This is a genomic window from Actinomadura formosensis (genome assembly GCF_050948385.1).
Taxonomy (GTDB): Bacteria; Actinomycetota; Actinomycetes; order Streptosporangiales; family Streptosporangiaceae; genus Spirillospora; species Spirillospora formosensis.
In genome coordinates this window covers 5406202-5425658 of the sequence record NZ_CP192011.1, presented here as the reverse complement: position 1 = coordinate 5425658, position 19457 = coordinate 5406202, and the positions used below count along the sequence as shown (strand labels likewise).

The window sequence follows — 19457 nt, the reverse complement described above, 5'->3', positions numbered from 1 at the left end:
CCTCCGTGGCCGAGAACGCCGAGAACGCCGAAGACGCCCGGCATGACGCCCCGTCCCCCGAGGGCATGCGTCCCGTGCCCGCGCAGGCGGCCCCGCCCGCCGGCGGGCCGGATCCGTCGCCGCCCGAGTCCTTCCCGGCACGTTTCGCCTCGGCGGAGTCCGGGTCGTCCGAGCCGGTCATCATCACCGTGCTGCCCGCCGGGGAGGTGCCGCGGCAGGCGGCGAAACCCGGGCGGGCCTTCGTCTTCTCCGACCGGGAGGGCGGGCTGGTGCGGCTGTCCGCGCCGCCGCAGCGCGGGATGCTCGGCTTCGGCGGCCCCCGCTACGAGTGGTGCTTCGAGGTGGACACGACCCTGCGCCGCAACACCTTCGTGGACTCGGTCCCGAGCCGGACGGAGCTGTCCCGGTTCGAGCTGACGGTGCAGGCGGAGTGGTCGGTGACCGACCCGGCCGCGGTCGTCAGGCGGGGCCTCGGCGACGCCGCCGAGATCGTCCGGGCCCGGCTGCTGGACATCGCCCGGACCGTCGGCCACCGGTTCCAGATCGAGCAGGTCGCCGAGATGGAGACCGCGCTCGCCGAGCGGTTCCGCGCCGAGCCCCGCACCTACGACGAGGGCATCACCGTCCACCGCTGCTACGTCAAGGCCATCCCCGACGAGCGGACCCGGCACTTCCAGGAGCGGTTCCAGATCGCCAGGGTCAACCGCCAGCTCACCGACGAGGAGGTCGGCGCGCTGCGGGTCTCCATCCGGACCAGCTCCGACCTGTTCCTGCGCTACCTGGCGCAGGATCCGAGCCGGGTCGGCACCCTGATCCTCGACATGCGCCGGCACGAGGAGATCAAAGAGGAACGGATCATCGAGCTCTACCGGCAGGCCATCGAGCAGCGGATCATCCAGCCGGCCGAGGTCAACGAGATGCTCCAGCAGCTGCGCGGGTCCATGACGGACCTGCTCCAACCGGAGAGCAGGTCGGGCATCCTCGACCAGCCGGCGATCCCGCCGGCCGCGTACGCCACCCCGGCACTGCCCGGCGAGCCGGTCCGCGACGTGGACGACGGCGACGACGGCGACGACGAGGACGTCATGCCGGAGGACCTGCGCGGGCGCGCCGACACCCCCAAGGTCGACTGGAGGCCGATGCCGTGGGATTCCTGAACCGCCTGCGGCCGGCGCCGCCCGGCCCCGCGCAGATCGACTTCCCGCGTCCGCTCGGCACGGGCGCGCGGCAGTCCCGGATGCCGTGGCGGCTGCCGGACGAGCCCGCCATCTCCGGGATCGCCGCCGACGCGGTCAGCGTCGGGCCGCTGACCGTTCGGGCGGCCTCGCTCGTCGGCCCGGGGCATCGCTGCGCCGAGCCCGCCCAGCACCGGCAGGACGCCTACCGGCTCGGCCGCGACCCCCACCGGCGGTACCTGCTGGTCGCCGTCGCCGACGGGATGTCCGACAGCAGCCGCTCCCACCTCGGCGCGAACGTCGCGGTCACCGCGCTGATCGGCCGGCTCCGCGCCGACCTCGGGCGCGGCGCGGAACCGGACGCGCCCGCCCTCTTCCTGGACGCGGCGCGGCAGATGTCGGGCATGGCGGTCCAGCAGAAGGTGACCGAGGACGACGTGCGGGCGGCGGCGCTCGCGGTGGCGGTCCCCGTGGAGCCCGCCCCCGACGGCAGCCGGGAGGTGTGGCTGGCGTGGATCGCCGACGTGGGCGCGTGGCTCCGCGTGGACGCGGGCTGGACCCGGCTGGCCGGCGCGGACAAGACGGGGCTCGACCGCGACGTCCTGACCGAGTTCCTGCCGTTCCACCCGGACCGGGCGCGGACGGCGCGGGTCACCGTGCAGCGGGGCGCCGTGCTGGCGTTCGCCACCGACGGGATCGGCGACATGCTCGCCGACGGGGCCGCGCCGTGGTTCGCCGAACGCTGGGCCGGGCCGCCGCACATCGCCTCGTTCGTCACCGACGTCGGCTACGACGCCCGCGGCCGGCTCGACGACCGCACCGCCGTCGTGATCTGGTGCGACCGGTGAGGGCCTGGTCGGACCGGCCGTTCGGGCCGGTCACCGAGCTGGCGGAGGTCGCCGCGGCCGGGGCGCGGATCGCCGGGGAGAACGGCCAGTCCACGGCGGTGTACGAGAGCGCGGCCCACCCGGGCTGGCTCGTCAAGCGCTACAAGCCCGGTTCCCCGGAGGAACCGCCCGAGGTGCTGGACCGGCTGATCGGGCTGCCCGCCGCGATGACCCCGCACGACCGCGCCCTGGTGGACGAGGCGACCTGCTGGCCGGTCAGCCGCGTCGTGTCGGACGGGACGACGGCAGGGGTCGTGCTGGCGAAGGCGCCCGCCGAGTTCTCCGTGCGGGTGCACACGCCGTTCGGGCCGCCCGAATCGGTTCCGCTCAGCCTGGACCAGCTCGTCCAGACCGGCCGGGAGTTCTACGAGGCCCGCGACATGGCCGTCCCGGACTCGCGGGAGCGGCTGCGCGTGGCGCGGAACGTCCTGCGCGTCGCGGCGCTTCTGGAGCGCCATGGCGTCGTCTACGGGGACTGGTCGTACGCGAACCTGTTCTGGGCGCGCGGCACGGGCCGGATCTTCCTCATCGACATGGACAGCTGCGGCCTGTCGTCCCGTCCGTGGGTCGAGTGCAACTCGTGGGACGACCCGGCGGTGCGTCCGGGCGAGCGCCTCACCGTCCACACCGACCGCTACAAGGTCGCGGTGACGGTGCTGCGCGCCCTCACCGGCGTCCGGGGCCGCGATCCGCATCCGGCCCTGGACGCGCTGGACGCCCGGCTGCGCGCCGGCGCGTTCGGGGAAGCCCTGCAATGCTCGCTCGACGACCCGCCGGAGCTGCGGCCGAGCTGCGGGGAGCTCTTGGAACTGCTGGAGAGCGACCTGGACGCCCGCCCGGCGGGGACCGAGAGGCCGCCCCCGGCCGCCCCACCCTCCGTGCTGGCCTCGCCTTCCGTGCCGGCTCCGCCCTCCACGGCCGCCCCGTCGTCCCCGGCCGCCGCGCCGCACATCGAGGACGACCCGTTCGAGCGGGACCCCGGCGCACCGGGCCGGGCCGGCCTCGAACGGTACGTCATCCCGCTGATCATCGCGTGCCTGGGCGCGCTGGCCCTGCTGCTGGTGAGCGGCATCGTCTCAGCGTTGCTCTGACGCGCTCCCGCCCCGACGAATCGAGGACATCATGACCGACCCCGCCGAAGCGGCGCCCGGCCTCGGCAAGGGCATGCCCACCTACATCGCGCTCGACGTCTCCAAGTCGATGCAGAAGCACGAGGGCCTGCTGAACGAGACCCTCGCCAAAATCATCAAGGAGCTGTACCTCAACCCCCGTGTCTCGGAGTTCGTGCACCTGTCGATCATCGCGTTCTCGTCCGCGCCCACGGTCGTGGTGAAGATGACGGAGCTGACGCGGATGCGGCAGATGCCGGTGCTGCGCTGCCACGGCGGCACCAGATTCGGGCCGCTGTTCGAGCTGCTCCGCGACCGGATCGACCTCGACGTCCCGCTCCTGCAGGACAAGGGCTACAGCGTCCTGCGGCCGGTCGTCTTCCTGCTGACCGACGGCGCGCCGACCGACCGGCCGACCGACGCGTGGCGGGAACCGCACCGCGCCCTGGTGGACAGGGAGTGGCGCCGGCATCCCCGGATCATCTCCTTCGGCTTCGGGGAGGCCGTCGAGGAGATCCTGCGCGCCATGTCCACCGTCCAGACCTACATGGCGGACCCGGCGCTGGGCGACGCCACGAGCGCCCTCCCCGAGGCGATGAACGGCATGCTGAGCAGCATGGTGGCCTCGGTGCAGGCGCGCCGGCTGATGCTGCCGAACGAGGTGGCGGGATACCGCGTCCTGTCGGAGGAGTACGTGGAGCAGTGAAGCGAGCGGGCCGGCGCCCCGCCGTGCGGCGCGAAGCGGCGACCATTCCGACGGGCTGATCACTCGCCCCCGAACTGCCCCGGAAAAGAGGGTTCCCTGAAAGGGCTATTTGCCGTGAAATGGTGGAGGTGGTCGCCGTTCCGGCGCCACAAAGGCGCCGAATTGGAGGGTCAATGCCTGCGATCACGCACCGTTCGACCAAAGAGCCCGCGATCAAGTCCCGTTTCCTTTCGCATGGCACGCTCAAGATCACCGATGTGACGGCGACCCGCCGCTTCTACGAGGAAGTGCTCGGGCTCGAAGTCGTCCAGCCGATGATGGCGGCGCTCTACATCCGGCTCGGCGGCGACCACACCTACGTGTGCCTGGAGTCGAAACCGGACCGGCCCGACATGCCGCTGCTCTACCACAACGGCCTCGACGTGGGCAGCGACGCCGAGGTGGACGAGGCGTACGACCGGATCGCGGAGGTGGCCGACGAGTACGGCGTCAAGGAGCTGAACAGGCCCGTCCGCCAGCACGGCGTCTACTCCTTCTACCTCAAGGACCTCGACGGCAACTGGTGGGAGATCGGCCACCTGCCGCCGGGCGGCTACCGTTTCCGGTTCACCGACCCGCGCAACGACCTCACCGGACGCACCGGCATCACCCCCCGGGAGGCCAAGGAGGTGTTCCTGAACCCGATCACCGAAACGGAGTGACCCCAGAGGCGAGGGCACCACGACGACACCGCTTGCGGGACGGCCGTGGAAGGACGCGCCGATCAGCCGGTGCCCGCCATCGCGGCGAGGCGGCGGGCGAGCAGGGCGGCGGCCTCTCGTAGCTCCGGGGGCTCCAGCACCTCCGCCTCGAAGCCCAGCCGGACCACGTGCATGGCGAGCCAGTTCAGGTCGTCCCCGCCGACGACGAGCACGCACCACCCGTCGCGATCGTCCTCGACGCGCCCCACCTGGGGCGGCACCAGCTCCCGCACCCGGTCGGGGTGGGCGCGCACCCGCACCCGGGCGAGATACCGGTACGGCGCCTGGGTCACGGACCGCTGCACGTAGGCGACCGGGTCCGGATGCTCCCTCGCCCGGAACCGCCAGGTCGTCGCCACCACCTCGCGCATCCGGTCCAGCCGGAAGGTGCGCCAGTCGTCGCGGTCGACGTCCCAGGCCATCAGGTACCAGCGGCGGGCCGTGGCGACCATCCGCACGGGCTCGACCGTGCGCTCGCGCTCCTCGCCGCCGCGGCCGGCGTACCGGAACCGCACCCGCACGGCGTCGCGGCAGGCCCGGGCGAGCGTCACCAGCAGCTCCGGGTCGATCTCGACACCGGGGCCGACCAGGGTCTCGGTGGCGCTGTGCACTGCCCGCACCTGCGCACGCAGCCGGGGCGGCATCACCTGGTCGAGCTTGGCGAGCGCCCGCAGCGCCGCCTCGCCCGCCCCGGCGACCGTGCCCCCCGACGCCAGCCGCAGCGACACCGCCGTCGCGATCGCCTCCTGGTCGTCCAGCAGCAGCGGCGGCAGCCGGGTGCCCGCGCCGAGCCGGTAGCCGCCGCCGACGCCCGCCGCAGCGTGCACGGGGTAGCCGACCGCGCGCAGCCGCTCCACGTCGCGGCGCACCGAGCGGTCGGTGACCCCCAGCTCGGCGGCCAGTTCGGCGGCGGTCCAGGACGGCCGGCGCTGCAGCAGTGCCAGCAACCGCAGCACCCGCTCGATCGTCCCCTCGACGGTCACGCGTTCATCGTTCCACGAATCAAGGAACGATGCTGTCCGCTATAGGCGGCAGGGTGGGAACATGACCGACCAGACCTGGAACTCCCTGCTCCGCGAGCAGCTCGCCTGGCACTGGACCAGCCAGTTGCGCGATCGCCTCGACGGGCTCACCGATGACGAGTACTTCTGGGAGCCGGTGCCCGGCTGCTGGAACGTGCGCCCGCGCGGCACCGGCACCGCCCCGGTGCAGGCCGGGTCCGGCGCCGTGACCATCGACTTCGCGATGCCGGTGCCCGACCCGCCGCCGTTCACGACGATCGCCTGGCGGCTCGGGCACGTGATCGTCGGCGTGCTCGCGGCGCGCAACGCCGCGCACTTCGGCCGCGCGCCCGCCGACTACCAGTCGTTCGAGTACGCCCCGACCGCGGCCGCGGCGCTGGACCAGCTCGACGCGGAGTACGCCGCGTGGCTGGCCGGGGTCGAGTCCCTCGGCGAAACCGGCCTCGCCCGCCCGTGCGGGGAGGCGGAGGGACCGTACGCCGAACGTCCGCTGGCGGCGCTGGTCCTGCACATCAACCGCGAGCTGATCCACCATCTGGCCGAGGTGTGCCTGCTGCGCGACCTGTACCTGCACACCGACCGGGAGGCGAGCTGAGATGGCCCGCGACATCCAGATCACCTTCGACTGCGCCGACCCCGCCGGGCTGGCGGCGTTCTGGGCCGAGGCCCTCGGCTACCGGCTGCAGGACCCGCCCGCGGGCTTCGAGTCGTGGGATCAGGCGCTGGAGGCGATGGGCGTACCCCCCGGGAACCGCAACGACGCCTCGGCGCTGGTCGACCCCGAGGGCTCCGGGCCGCGGCTGTTCTTCCAGCGGGTACCGGAACCCAAACAGGCCAAGAACCGCGTGCACCTCGACGTGCGAGCCGCCCCCGGCCTCACGGGCGACGCGCGGATGGCGGCCCTGGAGGCGGCGGCCGAGCGGCTCGTCTCCCACGGCGCCACCCGGCTCCGCCGCCACGACCCCGCCCCGCCGCTCGGCGCCGGCCACATCGTGATGGCCGACCCCGAAGGCAACGAGTTCTGCCTCGACTGATCCACGAGGACCCGCCGGGGCCGGGTGCGTGGTCATCGTGTGATCGATCGGGTGGCCGGGCCTGCCGGGCGGCCCGCGTCCGGGAAGGGGGACGCGGGCCGCGCGGGACGGGTCGGAAACCGGCGGTGATCTTGGTGAACTCCCAGTTCCGCTGGTCGATGCCTGACCTGGGGTCCGTTCGCCGCTCTCTTCGACCACTCCTGCTGATGGGCCGAACCACCCCGGAGAAGTTCCGGAAACATCACTCCCTGGAGGCTGCCTGCGCGCCGATCTTCGTCATCGGGCCGCCCGTACAGGTGGGGGCGGGGGAGTTGCTAGTCTTAGCAATTGCTAATGTTGCTACTTCGGCGGGTACGCTAGGGGAATGGTGCCACGGATGACCGGTGGGTGGGCGCGGTGAGCACGCCGCTGTACCAGTTGAAGGCGGAGTTCTTCAAGACGCTGGGCCATCCGGCGCGGATACGGGTGCTGGAGCTGCTGAGCGAGCGCGACCACGCGGTGGCCGAGATGCTGCCGGAGGTCGGGATCGAGCCGGCGCACCTGTCGCAGCAGCTCGCGGTGTTGCGGCGGGCGGGGCTCGTCGTCTCCCGCAAGGAGGGGGCGACGGTCATCTACTCGCTGACCAGCCCGCGGCTCGCGGAACTGCTGGCGGTGGCGCGGGAGATCCTGACCGGGGTGCTGTCCGGGCAGGCGGAACTGCTGGACGAGATGCGCGCCTCCGGTCCCGCCGGCGGGCGGGGCCGCGAGGGCGCCTGACCGCCCGCCGTCGGGGATGCGGCTCTAGCATCCTTATTAGTTGCTAAAATTTGCAATTGCGCATGTCAGTATCGAGTTTCGGGGACCCGCGTGAGAGACCTGTTCCGCAAGATCCGCAAGACCGGGCGCGTCGCGCAGGACGCGCCCCGAGCGCCCGAACCGGTTCTTCCCGAGCGCGCCCGCGACCTCGGTGGATCGATCCAGATCCGGCACGTGGACGCGGGGTCGTGCAACGGCTGCGAGGTGGAGATCGCTTCGGCGTTCGGGCCCGTGTACGACGCGGAACGGTACGGCGCGCGGCAGGTGGCCTCGCCCCGGCACGCGGACGCGCTGCTGGTGACGGGCCCGGTCACGCGCAACATGGAGATGGCGCTGCGCCGCACCTACGAGGCCGTCCCCGAGCCGAAGGTCGTCATCGCGCTGGGCGACTGCGCGCGTAACTGCGGCGTGTTCGCCGAGGCGTACGGGGTCGTGGGCGCGGTCGGGGACGTCGTCCCGGTGGACCTCGAAATCCCCGGCTGCCCACCCGAGCCGGAGGCGATCGTCGCGGCGCTGCGCGGGCTGACCGGCCGATGACGTCCGTCGCCTTCCCGGCCGCCCTCGGGCTGACCCTGCTGGCCGCCGTCGCGGGGCTCGTCCTGCCGCGCGGGCCCAGGCGGGTGACGGCCGGGGTCCTCACCGCGGGCGGTGGAGCGGCCGCGGTCGTCGCCGGCGCCGCGGCGATGCGGGGCGGGGACTGGAGCGCGCGGCTGCCCGGCCTGCTGCCGCTCGCGGGCGCCCGGCTGGCGCTGGATCCGCTCGGCGGGCTGTTCCTCGCCGTCACCGGAGCCGTGGCCGTCTGCGCCGCCCTCTACGGGATCGGCTACACCCGCCACGGCGGCCTGGACGGACGCGTGCCGCAGACGATGGTGCCCGTCTTCCTCGCGGCGATGACGCTGGTCCCGGCGGCGGCGAGCGTGAGCACGTTCCTGCTGGCGTGGGAGCTGATGGCGCTGGCGTCGCTGCTGCTGGTCGTGGCCGAGCACCGGAGCCGGGACGAGGTCCGGGCGGCGGGGCTCTGGTACGCGGTCATGACGCACCTGGGGCTGGTGGTGATCCTCGGCGGCCTGGCCGGGTTCGCGGCCGCCGCGCACAGCGAGTCGTTCGAGGGGCTCCGCGCCGCGGCGGACGGGCTCCCGGCGGCGGGCCGCGGCGCCGTGTTCCTCGCGGTCTTCGCCGGTTTCGCGTCCAAGGCCGGGATCGCGCCGCTGCACGTGTGGCTGCCGCGCGCCCACCCCGAGGCGCCGAGCCACGTGTCGGCGCTGATGAGCGCGGCCATGGTGAACCTCGGCGTGTACGGGATCGTCCGGGTGGGTTTCGACCTGCTGGGCGGCGGGGCGGCCTGGTGGTGGCTGCTCGTCCTGGCGGCGGGCGGGGCGTCGGCGCTGTACGGCATCCTCCAGGCGGCCGTGGCCGGCGACCTCAAGCGGCTGCTGGCCTATTCGACCTGCGAGAACATGGGCCTGGTCCTGGTGGGCGTGGGCGCGTCCGGGCTGTTCGCGGTGTCCGGCGCGCGCGCCCTGTCGGCGCTGGCGCTGACCGCCGCGCTGCTGCACATCGTCAACCACGCGGGGTTCAAGACGCTGCTGTTCCTCGCGGCCGGCTCCGTCCTGCACGGCACCGGCACCCGGGACCTGGACGCCCTCGGCGGCCTGCGGACGACGATGCCGGCCACCACGGCGCTCTTCGGCGTCGGCGCCCTGATGGCCTCCGCGCTCCCGCTGGGCAACGGCTTCGTCAGCGAGTGGCTGCTCCTGCAGAGCCTCATCCACGCGCTCCCCTCCGGCGGGACGCTGACGGCGGTCACGATGCCGCCGGCGGTGGCCGTCGTGGCGCTGTCGGCGGGCCTCGCGATCGCCACGTTCGTGAAGGCGTTCGGCGTCGGGTTCCTGGCGCGGCCCCGCAGCTCCGCCGCGCAACGTGCCCGCGAGGCCCCGGCACCGATGCTCGCCGGGATGGCCGTGGCCGCGCTGTGCTGCGTCCTGCCGGCGATCTCCCCGGGGGCCGTCCTGCCGGCGCTCGCCCGGTCCGTCGCCGTCGCGGCTCCCGGGCCGGACGCGGTGACGGGGCCGGTCACACTGCACCTCGCCGGGCTGGCCGGCACCATGTCGCCGCTGCTCATCGCCGCGTTCCTGCTGGTCGCCGTGGTCGGGCTGCTCGCCCTGCTGCGCGTCGCCGCGACCCGCCGGACGGCCCGCCGCCGGGCGCGGCTGTGGGACTGCGGCGCCGGCCCGATGTCGGCGCGCATGGAGTACACGGCGACGTCGTTCGCCGAACCGCTGCAGCGCGTCTTCGACGACGTCCTCGCACCCGAAACCGACCTCGACGTCACGCCCCTGAAGGAGTCGGCCTATCTCGTGAACAGCGTGACCTACCGGACGCGAGTCGGCGACCGGATCGAACATCGGCTGTACCGCCCCGTCCTGACCGCCGCCGCGCGGGCGGGCGAGGCGGCGCGCGGGCTGGCCAACGGCAGCGTGCACCGCTATGTCGGGTACGGCTTCTACACCTTCACCGGCCTGCTGATCGCCCTGGCGGTGATCCGGTGACCGGGATCATCGGGGCCGTCCTGCAGGTCGTCCTGGTGGCGGCCGGGGCGCCGCTGCTCGTCGGGCTGATGCGCCAGGTGCGGGCCAAAGCCGAGGGACGAGCCGGCGCCGGAATCCTGCAACCCTGGCGCGACCTGCGCAAACTGCTGCGCAAGGAGCCGATCACCCCGCACGGCACGGGCCCGCTGTTCCGCATGGCGCCGCTGCTGCTCGCGGGCACGACGCTCGTGGTCGCGGCCGTGATCCCCCTCGTCACGACGCGGTCCCCGCTGGACGGCGCCGCCGACCTGTTCGCCGTGACCGCCCTGCTGGCCCTCGGCACGGTCGCGCTCGCGCTGGCCGGACTCGACACCGGCACCGCGTTCGGCGGCATGGGCGCGAGCCGCGAGATGGTCGTGCTCGCGCTGGTGGAGCCCACCATCCTGCTGTCGACGTTCGCGATGTCGGTCCGGGTCGGCTCCACGAACCTCGGCGCGATCGTCACCTCCGTCCTCGACGACCCGCAGCAGGTCGTGTTCCCCGCGAGCCTGCTGGCGCTCGTCGCCCTCGTGGTCGTCGTGATCGCCGAGGCCGGGCGCATACCGGTGGACAACCCGTCCACGCACCTCGAACTCACGATGATCCACGAGGCGATGGTGCTGGAGTACGCGGGGCCCGACCTGGCACTGGTCGAGTGGGCGTCGGCGATGCGGCTGACCGTGCTGCTCGGCCTGCTCGCCGGCCTGTTCGCCCCCTGGGGCATCGCGGTGGACTCCCCGGCGATGCTGCCGGTCGGCGCCGCGGCCATCGCCGCCAAGGTCGCGGTCGCGGGCGCCGCGCTGGCCGCCGCCGAGGTCTTCATGGCCAAGCTCCGCATGTTCCGGGTGCCCGAACTGCTCGCCGGCTCGTTCGTGCTCGCGCTGTTCGCCGTCGCCTCCTCCTTCTTCCTGGTCGCGCCATGAACCACAGCACCTACGTCCAGCTCCTCGACGCGGCCTGCGGCGCCTTCCTGCTCGCGGGCGTGCTGGTGCTGTGGCGCCGCGACCTCGCCGCGATCGTGCGGCTGTTCGCCCTGCAGGGCGGCGCGCTCGCGCTGCTCATCGCGGTCCTCGGCGTCCACGAGGGGGACGCCGAGGTCGTCGCGCTCGCCCTCGGCATCGGGGCGCTGCGCGCGCTGGTCCTGCCGTGGCTGCTGCGCCGCGCCCTGGCCGGGGGCGCGGCGAACCGGGAGACGCAGCCGCTGGTCAACGTGGCGACCTCGCTCACGATCGCGGCGCTGCTCGGCCTCCTCGCCTACGCGGTGAGCCGCCCCATCGTCCGGCTCGACCCGACGCCCGCGACGCACGCCGTCCCGATCGCGCTGACCGTGCTGCTGATCGGGCTGTTCGTCCTGGTGACGAGGCGGCGGGCACTGTCGCAGATCGTCGGGTTCCTGCTCATGGACAACGGCATCACCGCGGTGGCGTTCCTGACCACCTCCGGGGTGCCGCTCATCGTGGAACTCGGCGTCTCGCTCGACGTGCTGCTGGCGGTGCTGGTGCTCCAGGTGCTGACCGCGCGGATGCGGGCCGCCTTCGGCGACACCGACCTGGACGATCTGCGGGAGTTGCGCGACTGATGACCCTGCTGCTGATCGCCCCGCTGGGGGCGCCGCTGCTGGCCGCCGGAGCCCACGCCGTCCCCGGCCGGCGGCGCGGGACGTCCTGGCCGGGCGCGCTGTCCGCCGCCGCGGTGCTCGCCTCCGGGATCGTGCTCGCCGTCCAGACCGCGGGCGGGCCGCGCACCGGGCTGCACGGCCTGCTGCGCGCCGACTCGCTCAGCGCGTTCATGCTCATCGTGATCGGCGCGGTCGCGCTGCTCGCGATGCTGGCGAGCCCCGCCTACCTGGCCGCCGAGGAGGCCGCCGGGCACGCGACCGCCCGTGACACGCGCCGGTACGGCGTCCTCACCCAGGCGTTCGTGGCCGCGATGGCGCTGGCGGTGCTGGCCGCGAGCCTCGGGACGCTGTGGGTCGCGATCGAGGCGACCACGATCGTGACCGCGTTCCTCGTCGGGCACCGCCGCACCCGCAACGCGACCGAGGCCGCCTGGAAGTACGTCGTGATCTGCTCGGCCGGGATCGCGCTGGCGTTCCTCGGCGTCGCGCTGCTGCACTTCGCCGCGCAGCACGCGCACGTACCGTCGTCCGGCTCCCTGGACTGGACGGAACTGGCCGCCCACGCCGGGAGCCTCGACCCGCAGGTCACCCGGATCGCCGTCGCGCTGCTCGTGCTCGGCTTCGGCGCCAAGGCCGGGCTCGCGCCGCTGCACGCCTGGCTGCCGGACGCGCACAGCCAGGCCCCGGCGCCGGTGTCCGCGCTCATGTCCGGTGTCCTGCTGTCGGTCGCGTTCTACGCCGTGCTGCGCGTCAAGGTGATCGCGGACGCCGCGCTCGGGGCCGGGTTCGCCCGCGCGCTGCTGCTGACCGCCGCGCTCGCGTCGCTCGCGCTCGCCGCGGCGCTGCTGCTCGGCCAGCGCGACTACAAGCGGATGCTCGCCTACTCCAGCATCGAGCACATGGGTCTGCTCGCGCTCGGCGCCGCGATCGGGACACCGCTCGCCATGACCGCCGTCCTCCTGCACGTCCTCGGGCACGGGCTCGCCAAGTCGGTCGCGTTCCTCACCTCCGGGCACATCCAGCAGGCCGCCGGCACCAGCCGGATCGCGGCCGTGCGCGGGTTCGCGGCCCGCTCGCCGCTGATCGGCGGCGGGTTCGGCGCCGCCGTGCTCGCGCTGCTCGGCTTCCCGCCGTTCAGCCTGTTCGCCAGCGAACTCGCCATCTTCCGCGCCGGGTTCACCGCCGGGCTCGGCTGGGCCGTCGGCGCCGCGCTCGTCCTGCTGCTGGTCATCACCGCCGCCGTCGCGTCCGGGACGGCCCGGATGCTGCTCGGCGCCCCGGGGACCGGGCCGGGCGCCGCGACGCTGCCGTCCCGGCCGCCGCTCGGAGCCGCAGCCGGCCTGCTGCTCGGGCTGTCGGCCTGCGCGGTGCTCGGGATCGGCCTGGGCCCCCTGCACGACCTCCTGCTCGACGCCGCCGCCGTCCTCGGAGCGCACTGATGACCACGACCGTCAGCGACATCGACGCCGCCCACCTGCCCAAGCACGCCGCGGAGCTGCTGGAGGACGGGCACCGCCTCGCCCTGGCCGCCGCCCATGAGGACCCGGGCGGGCTCCGCGTCGTCTACCTGTTCACCGCGGGCGACCGGGACCGCCGCACCGAACTGCACGTCCGCCTCGACCGCGCCGACCCGGCGGTGCCGAGCCTGGCCGCGCTCAGCTTCCCGGCGGGACGGTTCGAACGCGAGATGCGCGACCTGTACGGGATCGTCCCGGCCGATCATCCGCTGCCGCGCCGGCTCGTCCGCCACCACCACTGGCCGCGCGGCTGGTACCCGATGCGCGCCGACGCCGGGCCGCCGCCCCCGTTCGGCGACCCCGAGGGCCCCTACCCGTTCGTCCAGGTGGACGGGCCCGGCGTGTACGAGATCCCGGTCGGGCCGGTGCACGCGGGACTGATCGAACCGGGGCACTTCCGGTTCTCCGTCGTCGGGGAGAGCATCCTCAAGCTGAAGGCACGGCTCTGGTTCGTGCACAAGGGGCTGGAGAAGCTGTTCCAGGGGCGCGTCCCCGGTGACGGGCTCGCGCTGGCCGAACGCGTCAGCGGTGACACCACCGTCGGCCACACCCTCGCCTACTGCCTCGCCGTCGAGGACGCCGCGGGCTGCGTCGTCTCACCCGGCGCCCAGCGGATGCGGGCCGTGCTGCTCGAACTCGAACGCCTCTACACCCACGTCACCGACCTCGGCGCGCTGTGCAACGACGTCGGCCACTCCGTCCTCAACGCGCAGTTCGGCCGCGTCCGCGAGCAGCTCCTGCGGCTGAACGCCGACCTGACCGGCCACCGGCTGCTGCGCGGCGGCGTCCTGCTCGGCGGCGCCGTCCTGCGCACCCTGCCCGGCCCGGCCGCGCTCAAGGCCATCGGCGCCGACATCGCCGAACTCGCCGGCCTGGCGCTCGGCCACACCGTCGTCGCCGACCGCTTCACCGGCACCGCGCCCCTTCCGGCCGGCGCGGCACGCGACCTCGGCGTCCTCGGCCCGGTCGCCCGCGCCAGCGGCCTTTCCGCCGACGCCCGCCGCGACCACCCCTTCACCGACCTGCGCCCGGCGCTCACCGTCGCCACCGCCGGCACCGGCGACGTGCTGGCCCGCTTCCAGATCCGCGCCCGCGAGATCGCCACCTCCATCGAGATCATCCGCGATCTGACCTACGGCATGAACCCGGGCCTGGTCTCCTCCTGGCCCCCGACCGCCCGCACCGGGGGCATGCCGTCCGGCATCGGGATCGTGGAAGGCTGGCGCGGCACCATCGTCCACCGCGTCGAACTCGCCCCCGACGGGACGCTGTCCCGCGTGAAGATCGTCGACCCGTCCTTCTTCAACTGGCCGGCCCTCCCGGTCGCGCTCACCGGCGCGATCGTCCCCGACTTCCCCCTGGTCAACAAGAGCTTCAACCTCTCCTACGCCGGCAACGACCTCTGACCCCCGCCCGGCCCCGAACCCCGCCCGGAACGGCTCGGGCACGCCACGGCCCCGCGCGGGCCGCACGGCGCGGCCGGCCCGGCCGCCGCGATTCCGGGCCGGGGGACGCGTAGCATCGTCGCCATGGCCGATCCGGCGGGGCCGCGCCCCGGCCCGTCCGCGGGCGTCGATCTCGAAGAGCTGCGCGCGGCATGGCGGGAGCTGAACGAGGTCGTCGAGGAGATCCGCCGGCTCCCCGGCCACCGGGACTTCATGGCGGCGCCCACGTTCGACGACGTGGCGGCCGCGGCCGAGCATCCGCTGTGCTACATCGCGGCGGCGGACGCCGAGGGGCTCGCGCTCATCGTCCGCGCCACGGCGGACGGGGACGCCGATGTCGAGCATGTTCCGCTGCCGGGGCTGACCGCCGCGGCCGTCCACGACCGGGTGGGCTCGCTGCTCGCCTCGTACGGCGAGTTCCGCGCCCGCGGCGCCGGCGGCCACGCGGCCTGGGCCGCCGATCTGGACGCCGTCACCCGCTGGGCCTGGGAGGCCGCCATGGGCGACGTCCTGCGGCACCTGCCGGGCGCACCCGCGGTGACGCTCGTGCCGGGCGGCCTGCTCGGGCTGCTGCCGCTGCACGCCGCCTGGACCGAGGACGCCCGCGCCCCGACCGGCCGCCGGTACGCACTGGACGCGACGACGATCGGCTACGCGCCGAACGCCCGCTCGCTCACCGCCGCACGGGCGATCGCGGCGGACCGGACGGGGCGCGCGCTGCTCACCGTCACCGAACCGAGGCCGCTGCCCGCCCGCTATCCGCGCATGCCGTTCACCGCCCTGGAGGCGGCCGTCGCGAGGCACGCCCTCCCGGACGCGCCGCGCACGCTGGACGGTGAGGCGGCGACCCTGGCCGCCGTCCAGCGCGGGATCGCCGGCGCCGACGTGGTGCACCTCGCCTGCCACGGATTCGCCGACCTGGACCGTCCGCTCGACAGCGGCCTCGTCCTCGCCGGCGGCGAGATCCTGCGGGTGCGCGACCTGATGGCGATGAACCTGCGGCTGAGGCTGGCGTTCCTGTCCGCGTGCGAGACCTCGCTGCCCGGCACCGAACTGCCGGACGAGGTCGTCTCCCTGCCGACCGGGCTGCTCCAGGCGGGCGCCGCCGGGGTGGTCGCGTCCCTGTGGGCGGTCCCCGACATGGTGACCGCCATGGTGGCCGCGGAGTTCTACCGGCGCTGGCGGCGCGACGGCCACCCGCCCGCGCGCGCCCTCCGCGACGCGCAGATCTGGGTCCGCGACACGACGAACGGTGAGAAGGCCGCCGTCTGGGAGCGGGCCCTGGACGGCGACTCCGGCTGGCCGCCGGGCGAGGTGGCCGATGCCCTGCTCGACCACGTCCTGGAACGCGAGCCCGATGACCGGGACGAGGCGTCCATCCCCGCGTGGGCGGGGTTCGGGCATGTCGGCGTGTGACCTGAACGGGGGACCGGTTCGATGAGTGCGGGACGGGACGAGGGGGAGTGGCGCAGGTTCGCCGAGGAGATCAGCCCGCTGCTCGGCACGCTGCTGCCCGACCCCGGCGAGGCGGCCGAGCTGCGCCGGAAGATCGACCGCGCCCTCGCGCTACCGGCGGGGTCGGCCAAGGCACGGTTGCGCAGGATGCTCACCGGAAGGCCGGAGCTACGGCGCTGGCTGCGCGCGCAGAACGAGCGGGAGCAGGGCTACCGTGCCGCCCCGGTGCCGGCCGAGCGCTTCCTTGAGGCCGCGATGGCCGAGAAGATCACGGTCGGCCGGCGGGTGCCGATGTTCGTGCGGATCGTCCTCGGCCCCGCCGACGGCCTGGCCCCGCTGAAGTCCCTCGACGTGCCGCCGGAGGGGGCGAAGGTCGTCATCGCCGTGTGGGCGCCCGACCTGATCGCGGTGGGCGAGCTCATGCAGGAGCTCACGGTTCCGGCCGAGGCCGACTCCGAACCCGTGCAGTTCGGTTTCATCGCCCCCGTGGCGGGCCTGCACCGGGTGCTGGTGCGGGCCTTCCGCGGCGGGACGTTCCTCGGCGAGACGGCCGTGCAGCTGTCGGCCGGCGAGGCGGCCGGGTCGCGGGAGGAGACCGTCCACACCGCCGAGATCACGTCCATGGCCGTCGAGCCCGGCGAGGTGACACTGCAGGTCAGCCGGGAGTCGGACCATTACGAGTTCCAGCTTCTCGGCGACGCGCTGCACTCCCCGCAGCGGTCCGGGCGCGTCGCCGGGGACCCGGCGGCGTTCATCGAGCGGCTCACCCGGCAACTGGGCCGGATGGCCTCGGGCGAAGCCGACCTGGACGGCCCGGCGCGGGTCCGCCGCCGGCTGCGGAACCTGGGCGCCGCACTGTGGAGCGACGTCGTGCCCGAAGCGGTCCACGACCAGTTCTGGAGGCAGGCGGACCGGATCACGTCCTTCACCGTCGCGAGCAACGTCGACGACGTTCCCTGGGAACTCCTCTACCCGGTGAACGGCGACAACGAGAACGGCTTCCTCGCCGAGTGGGTGCCCATCGTGCGGCGGGTCTACGGCCAGGAACGGGTGCGCAGGCTCGCCCTGCCGCGCGCCACGTACGTCGTGCCGCCGCCGGGGACGGCACCCGGCGACGAGCACGAGGTGTACCGGCAGGAGGTCGCGGCCGTCCGCGCACGGCTCTGCGGGCTGGACGACGGCGGCGTCATCGACGACCTCGACGACCTGCAGGACATGATCGACGACGGTCCGGCGGGCATCCTGCATTTCGCGGGCCATCACGGCTTCGACGCGGGCACGGGCGGATTCGTCCGGCTGCACGGCGGGGCGTTCTGCCCCGGCGACCTGCAGACGGCGGTGCAGCGCGGATCCTGGCGCAACAGTCCGCTGGTGTTCTTCAACGGCTGCCGGACGGCCGGGCAGGCGCCGCGGCTCGTGCGGACCACGGGCTGGGCCGAGCAGTTCATGCGGGCCGGCGCGGGGGCGTTCATCGGGTCGCTGTGGGCCGTGCGCTCCTCGTCCGCCCGCAGGTTCGCCGACCACTTCTACGACCACTTCCACGAGCGGCGGCAGCCACTGGGCAGGGCGTCGCAACTCGCGCGGATGGCGATCAAGGAGGAGGCGGGCGACCCCACATGGCTGGCCTACTCGGTGTACGGCAACCCCGCCGCGACCGTGGCCGGGGGGACGGGCGGAGCTAGTCCCGGCTAGGCCGATCCGGGCTGGGCGCCCGGGTCATCGGCGTGCCCGCCAGATGGCACATCGGGGCTCGGCCGTGGTCGTCCGCCCGCGCGATGCGGTCGCAGTGCCGTTCGCCGGGGCAGCGGTAGACGGGCTCGTCCGCACCGTCCAGGCCGTCGCGGATCCCGTAGGACCCGTACAGGACGCCGTGCTCGGTGATCTTCGCGGCCAGCGCCCGCCACTCCCGCAGGGTGTCGGCCCGCCGCCGGGCGGCCTCGTCCAGGTTCCGCCATTCGGTGAGGTGGCCGCTCCGCTTCGCCAGTGCGCGCAGGCGGTCCTTCAGCGCGCAGACCTCGGCCCACGACGACGGGAGCCGCTGCGGTCCGTCCGGCATCGTCGTCCCCCTCGTGGCCGCTCGCGATGCCCGTCGACTCTAGCCGTCCGGTGGACCGTCCCGCGATCGGTATGCGAAGGTGACCCCGAGGAGGGGACGTGGTGACACGGTCTGTGCACGGCCGGGACGCCGCATCCGCCGGACCGCCCCCGGACGGGGTGCTGGCCGAGACAAGACTCGTCACGGGAGAGCGGCCGCGCCCCGTCGGCGGCGTCACCGTCGGGCGGCCCGCCGTCCGGCGCATCGCGCCGGGCGCCCTGCCCGAGCCGATCCGCGACGCGATGCCCGGCGGTGAGCACGACCATCTCGACGTCCGGGCCCGGTTCAGGCTGGCGGACCTGCCCCGCCGCGCCCGCTACACCGCCGCGTTCCTGCGGCTGTGCTTCGACGACCGGCGGGTGGCGGTGGTCCATATGGACGCCGGAGACCACCCGTCCGGTGCGGCGGCCCCGCCCGTCGCGTTCTCCGACGCGGGGGAAGCGGCGCCCGGCTGGCTGTTCGGGGACGTCGGCGGCGGTGCCGTGCTCCCGCCCGAGCTGGCGATCCACGCGATCGTCAGGGCACCGGGCGACCTGCCCGAGGTGTCGGGGTCGATCCGGGTGGACGCGTCGATCGAACGCGGCCGGTACCGCACCCGGATCGTGCACGCCCGCAGCGAGACCGTCCCGGTGTTCGCCATGAAGCCGGACGGTTCGGTCACCGAGCGGGTGGCCGTGCCGGGAACGGCCGGTCCCCGCAGCGCCGCCGCCGCGGCGGGGACCGTCCGGCTGTGCATGGCGGCCGACATCGAGCGGTTCAGCCGCTTCCGCAACCCCGAGGCGGTGCGCGCCCAGGAACGGTTCCTCGCGGTGCTGGAGAACGCGCGCCGGCGCGCCGGCATCGACGACGGGAAGGTCGTGTTCCAGCGGTCGGGCGACGGCCAGTTCGCGATCCTTCCGCCCGCCCTGGACGAGTCGGCCGCGATACCGCTGCTGATCGAGGGGCTGCGGACGTCGCTCGCCGAGGTCAACCACGACCTGAACGAGCACGCCCGCATCCGGCTCCGCGTCGCGCTGCACCGCGGGTACGTGGCGCCCGGCGTCAACGGGTGGATCGGCGACTCCACCATCGCCGTCCACCGCCTGCTCGACTCGGCGCCCGCACGCGAGGCCCTGACCGCGCACCCGGAGGCCGACTTCGCGCTGATCGTCTCCGGGACGATCTACCGCGACGTCCTCGCACACGGCTACGGCCGGCTCCCGGCGGACGCGTTCACCGAGGTCACCGCCGAACTTCCGGACAAGGACTTCGCCGAACAGGCATGGGTCCACGTGCCGGCCGGATGACGGGAG

19 protein-coding genes are annotated in these 19457 nt (G+C 74.2%); 17 read left to right on the top strand and 2 right to left on the bottom strand.

Annotated features, from left to right (window positions below; all coding sequences use genetic code 11):
• The first annotated feature begins 5 nt into the window (after positions 1–5).
• The 5 genes from ACQP1N_RS25490 (at position 6) to ACQP1N_RS25470 (ending at position 4578) form a co-directional block, all read left to right on the top strand.
• Positions 6–1157 carry a hypothetical protein gene (locus ACQP1N_RS25490; RefSeq protein ID WP_433227099.1) on the top strand — a complete coding sequence of 384 codons (1152 nt, stop codon included), beginning with the start codon at positions 6–8 and terminating at the stop codon, positions 1155–1157.
• On the top strand, positions 1145–2023 hold the full coding sequence (locus tag ACQP1N_RS25485; protein WP_067792241.1) for a protein phosphatase 2C domain-containing protein: 879 nt from the start codon (positions 1145–1147) through the stop codon (positions 2021–2023). Before ACQP1N_RS25490 ends, ACQP1N_RS25485 begins: the two co-directional genes overlap by 13 nt.
• Positions 2020–3153: a hypothetical protein gene (locus tag ACQP1N_RS25480; RefSeq protein WP_433227096.1), complete on the top strand. Its 1134-nt coding sequence runs from the start codon at positions 2020–2022 to the stop codon at positions 3151–3153. The genes ACQP1N_RS25485 and ACQP1N_RS25480 overlap by 4 nt, the downstream gene beginning before the upstream one ends.
• Positions 3154–3184: 31 nt before the next feature.
• Positions 3185–3877 (top strand): vWA domain-containing protein, encoded by a 693-nt coding sequence (locus tag ACQP1N_RS25475; protein ID WP_067792247.1) that lies wholly within the window; start codon positions 3185–3187, stop codon positions 3875–3877.
• A gap of 173 nt (positions 3878–4050) precedes the next feature.
• Positions 4051–4578, top strand: coding sequence for a VOC family protein (locus ACQP1N_RS25470; RefSeq protein ID WP_433227094.1), 528 nt, complete (start codon positions 4051–4053; stop codon positions 4576–4578).
• Positions 4579–4640: 62 nt separating this feature from the next.
• Here ACQP1N_RS25470 and ACQP1N_RS25465 read toward each other — a convergent pair whose 3' ends face one another.
• Positions 4641–5600: a helix-turn-helix transcriptional regulator gene (locus tag ACQP1N_RS25465; protein WP_067792253.1), complete on the bottom strand. Its 960-nt coding sequence runs from the start codon at positions 5598–5600 to the stop codon at positions 4641–4643.
• A gap of 61 nt (positions 5601–5661) precedes the next feature.
• Between ACQP1N_RS25465 and ACQP1N_RS25460 the strand changes: the two genes are divergently transcribed.
• The 11 genes from ACQP1N_RS25460 (at position 5662) to ACQP1N_RS25410 (ending at position 17762) form a co-directional block, all read left to right on the top strand.
• Entirely contained in the window at positions 5662–6234 is a 573-nt protein-coding gene (locus tag ACQP1N_RS25460) for a DinB family protein (RefSeq protein ID WP_067792256.1), read from the top strand.
• A gap of 1 nt (position 6235) precedes the next feature.
• Positions 6236–6673, top strand: coding sequence for a VOC family protein (locus tag ACQP1N_RS25455; protein ID WP_067792259.1), 438 nt, complete (start codon positions 6236–6238; stop codon positions 6671–6673).
• 396 nt (positions 6674–7069) lie between these two features.
• On the top strand, positions 7070–7429 hold the full coding sequence (locus tag ACQP1N_RS25450; RefSeq protein WP_067792434.1) for an ArsR/SmtB family transcription factor: 360 nt from the start codon (positions 7070–7072) through the stop codon (positions 7427–7429).
• Between the two features lie 90 nt (positions 7430–7519).
• Positions 7520–8005, top strand: coding sequence for an NADH-quinone oxidoreductase subunit B family protein (locus ACQP1N_RS25445; RefSeq protein ID WP_433227091.1), 486 nt, complete (start codon positions 7520–7522; stop codon positions 8003–8005).
• Positions 8002–10017: a proton-conducting transporter transmembrane domain-containing protein gene (locus ACQP1N_RS25440; protein WP_433227089.1), complete on the top strand. Its 2016-nt coding sequence runs from the start codon at positions 8002–8004 to the stop codon at positions 10015–10017. Before ACQP1N_RS25445 ends, ACQP1N_RS25440 begins: the two co-directional genes overlap by 4 nt.
• Positions 10014–10958: a respiratory chain complex I subunit 1 family protein gene (locus tag ACQP1N_RS25435; RefSeq protein ID WP_433227087.1), complete on the top strand. Its 945-nt coding sequence runs from the start codon at positions 10014–10016 to the stop codon at positions 10956–10958. Before ACQP1N_RS25440 ends, ACQP1N_RS25435 begins: the two co-directional genes overlap by 4 nt.
• Positions 10955–11614, top strand: coding sequence for a hypothetical protein (locus ACQP1N_RS25430; RefSeq protein WP_433227085.1), 660 nt, complete (start codon positions 10955–10957; stop codon positions 11612–11614). Before ACQP1N_RS25435 ends, ACQP1N_RS25430 begins: the two co-directional genes overlap by 4 nt.
• Positions 11614–13092: a proton-conducting transporter transmembrane domain-containing protein gene (locus tag ACQP1N_RS25425; RefSeq protein ID WP_433227083.1), complete on the top strand. Its 1479-nt coding sequence runs from the start codon at positions 11614–11616 to the stop codon at positions 13090–13092. The genes ACQP1N_RS25430 and ACQP1N_RS25425 overlap by 1 nt, the downstream gene beginning before the upstream one ends.
• Positions 13092–14576: an NADH-quinone oxidoreductase subunit C gene (locus tag ACQP1N_RS25420; RefSeq protein ID WP_433227081.1), complete on the top strand. Its 1485-nt coding sequence runs from the start codon at positions 13092–13094 to the stop codon at positions 14574–14576. Before ACQP1N_RS25425 ends, ACQP1N_RS25420 begins: the two co-directional genes overlap by 1 nt.
• Before the next feature lie 123 nt (positions 14577–14699).
• Positions 14700–16031 carry a CHAT domain-containing protein gene (locus ACQP1N_RS25415; protein WP_433227079.1) on the top strand — a complete coding sequence of 444 codons (1332 nt, stop codon included), beginning with the start codon at positions 14700–14702 and terminating at the stop codon, positions 16029–16031.
• A gap of 21 nt (positions 16032–16052) precedes the next feature.
• Positions 16053–17762, top strand: a complete 1710-nt coding sequence (locus tag ACQP1N_RS25410) for a CHAT domain-containing protein (protein WP_433227077.1) — start codon at positions 16053–16055, stop codon at positions 17760–17762.
• Here the strand turns inward: ACQP1N_RS25410 and ACQP1N_RS25405 are convergent.
• Complete coding sequence (locus ACQP1N_RS25405) at positions 17749–18126, bottom strand: hypothetical protein (protein WP_433227075.1); 378 nt, start codon at positions 18124–18126, stop codon at positions 17749–17751. The two genes, ACQP1N_RS25410 and ACQP1N_RS25405, sit on opposite strands and share 14 nt — an antisense overlap.
• A gap of 98 nt (positions 18127–18224) precedes the next feature.
• Here ACQP1N_RS25405 and ACQP1N_RS25400 point away from each other — a divergent pair, with 98 nt between their 5' ends.
• Positions 18225–19451, top strand: a complete 1227-nt coding sequence (locus ACQP1N_RS25400) for a hypothetical protein (RefSeq protein ID WP_433227074.1) — start codon at positions 18225–18227, stop codon at positions 19449–19451.
• Positions 19452–19457 lie beyond the last annotated feature (6 nt).

Coding starts and splice junctions, on each gene's coding strand:
- ACQP1N_RS25475 (WP_067792247.1), top strand. CDS start 3,185: ATGACCGACCCCGCCGAAGCGGCGCCCGGCCTCGGCAAGGGCATGCCC.
- ACQP1N_RS25470 (WP_433227094.1), top strand. CDS start 4,051: ATGCCTGCGATCACGCACCGTTCGACCAAAGAGCCCGCGATCAAGTCC.
- ACQP1N_RS25460 (WP_067792256.1), top strand. CDS start 5,662: ATGACCGACCAGACCTGGAACTCCCTGCTCCGCGAGCAGCTCGCCTGG.
- ACQP1N_RS25455 (WP_067792259.1), top strand. CDS start 6,236: ATGGCCCGCGACATCCAGATCACCTTCGACTGCGCCGACCCCGCCGGG.
- ACQP1N_RS25440 (WP_433227089.1), top strand. CDS start 8,002: ATGACGTCCGTCGCCTTCCCGGCCGCCCTCGGGCTGACCCTGCTGGCC.
- ACQP1N_RS25430 (WP_433227085.1), top strand. CDS start 10,955: ATGAACCACAGCACCTACGTCCAGCTCCTCGACGCGGCCTGCGGCGCC.
- ACQP1N_RS25425 (WP_433227083.1), top strand. CDS start 11,614: ATGACCCTGCTGCTGATCGCCCCGCTGGGGGCGCCGCTGCTGGCCGCC.
- ACQP1N_RS25420 (WP_433227081.1), top strand. CDS start 13,092: ATGACCACGACCGTCAGCGACATCGACGCCGCCCACCTGCCCAAGCAC.
- ACQP1N_RS25415 (WP_433227079.1), top strand. CDS start 14,700: ATGGCCGATCCGGCGGGGCCGCGCCCCGGCCCGTCCGCGGGCGTCGAT.
- ACQP1N_RS25410 (WP_433227077.1), top strand. CDS start 16,053: ATGAGTGCGGGACGGGACGAGGGGGAGTGGCGCAGGTTCGCCGAGGAG.
- ACQP1N_RS25405 (WP_433227075.1), bottom strand. CDS start 18,126: ATGCCGGACGGACCGCAGCGGCTCCCGTCGTCGTGGGCCGAGGTCTGC.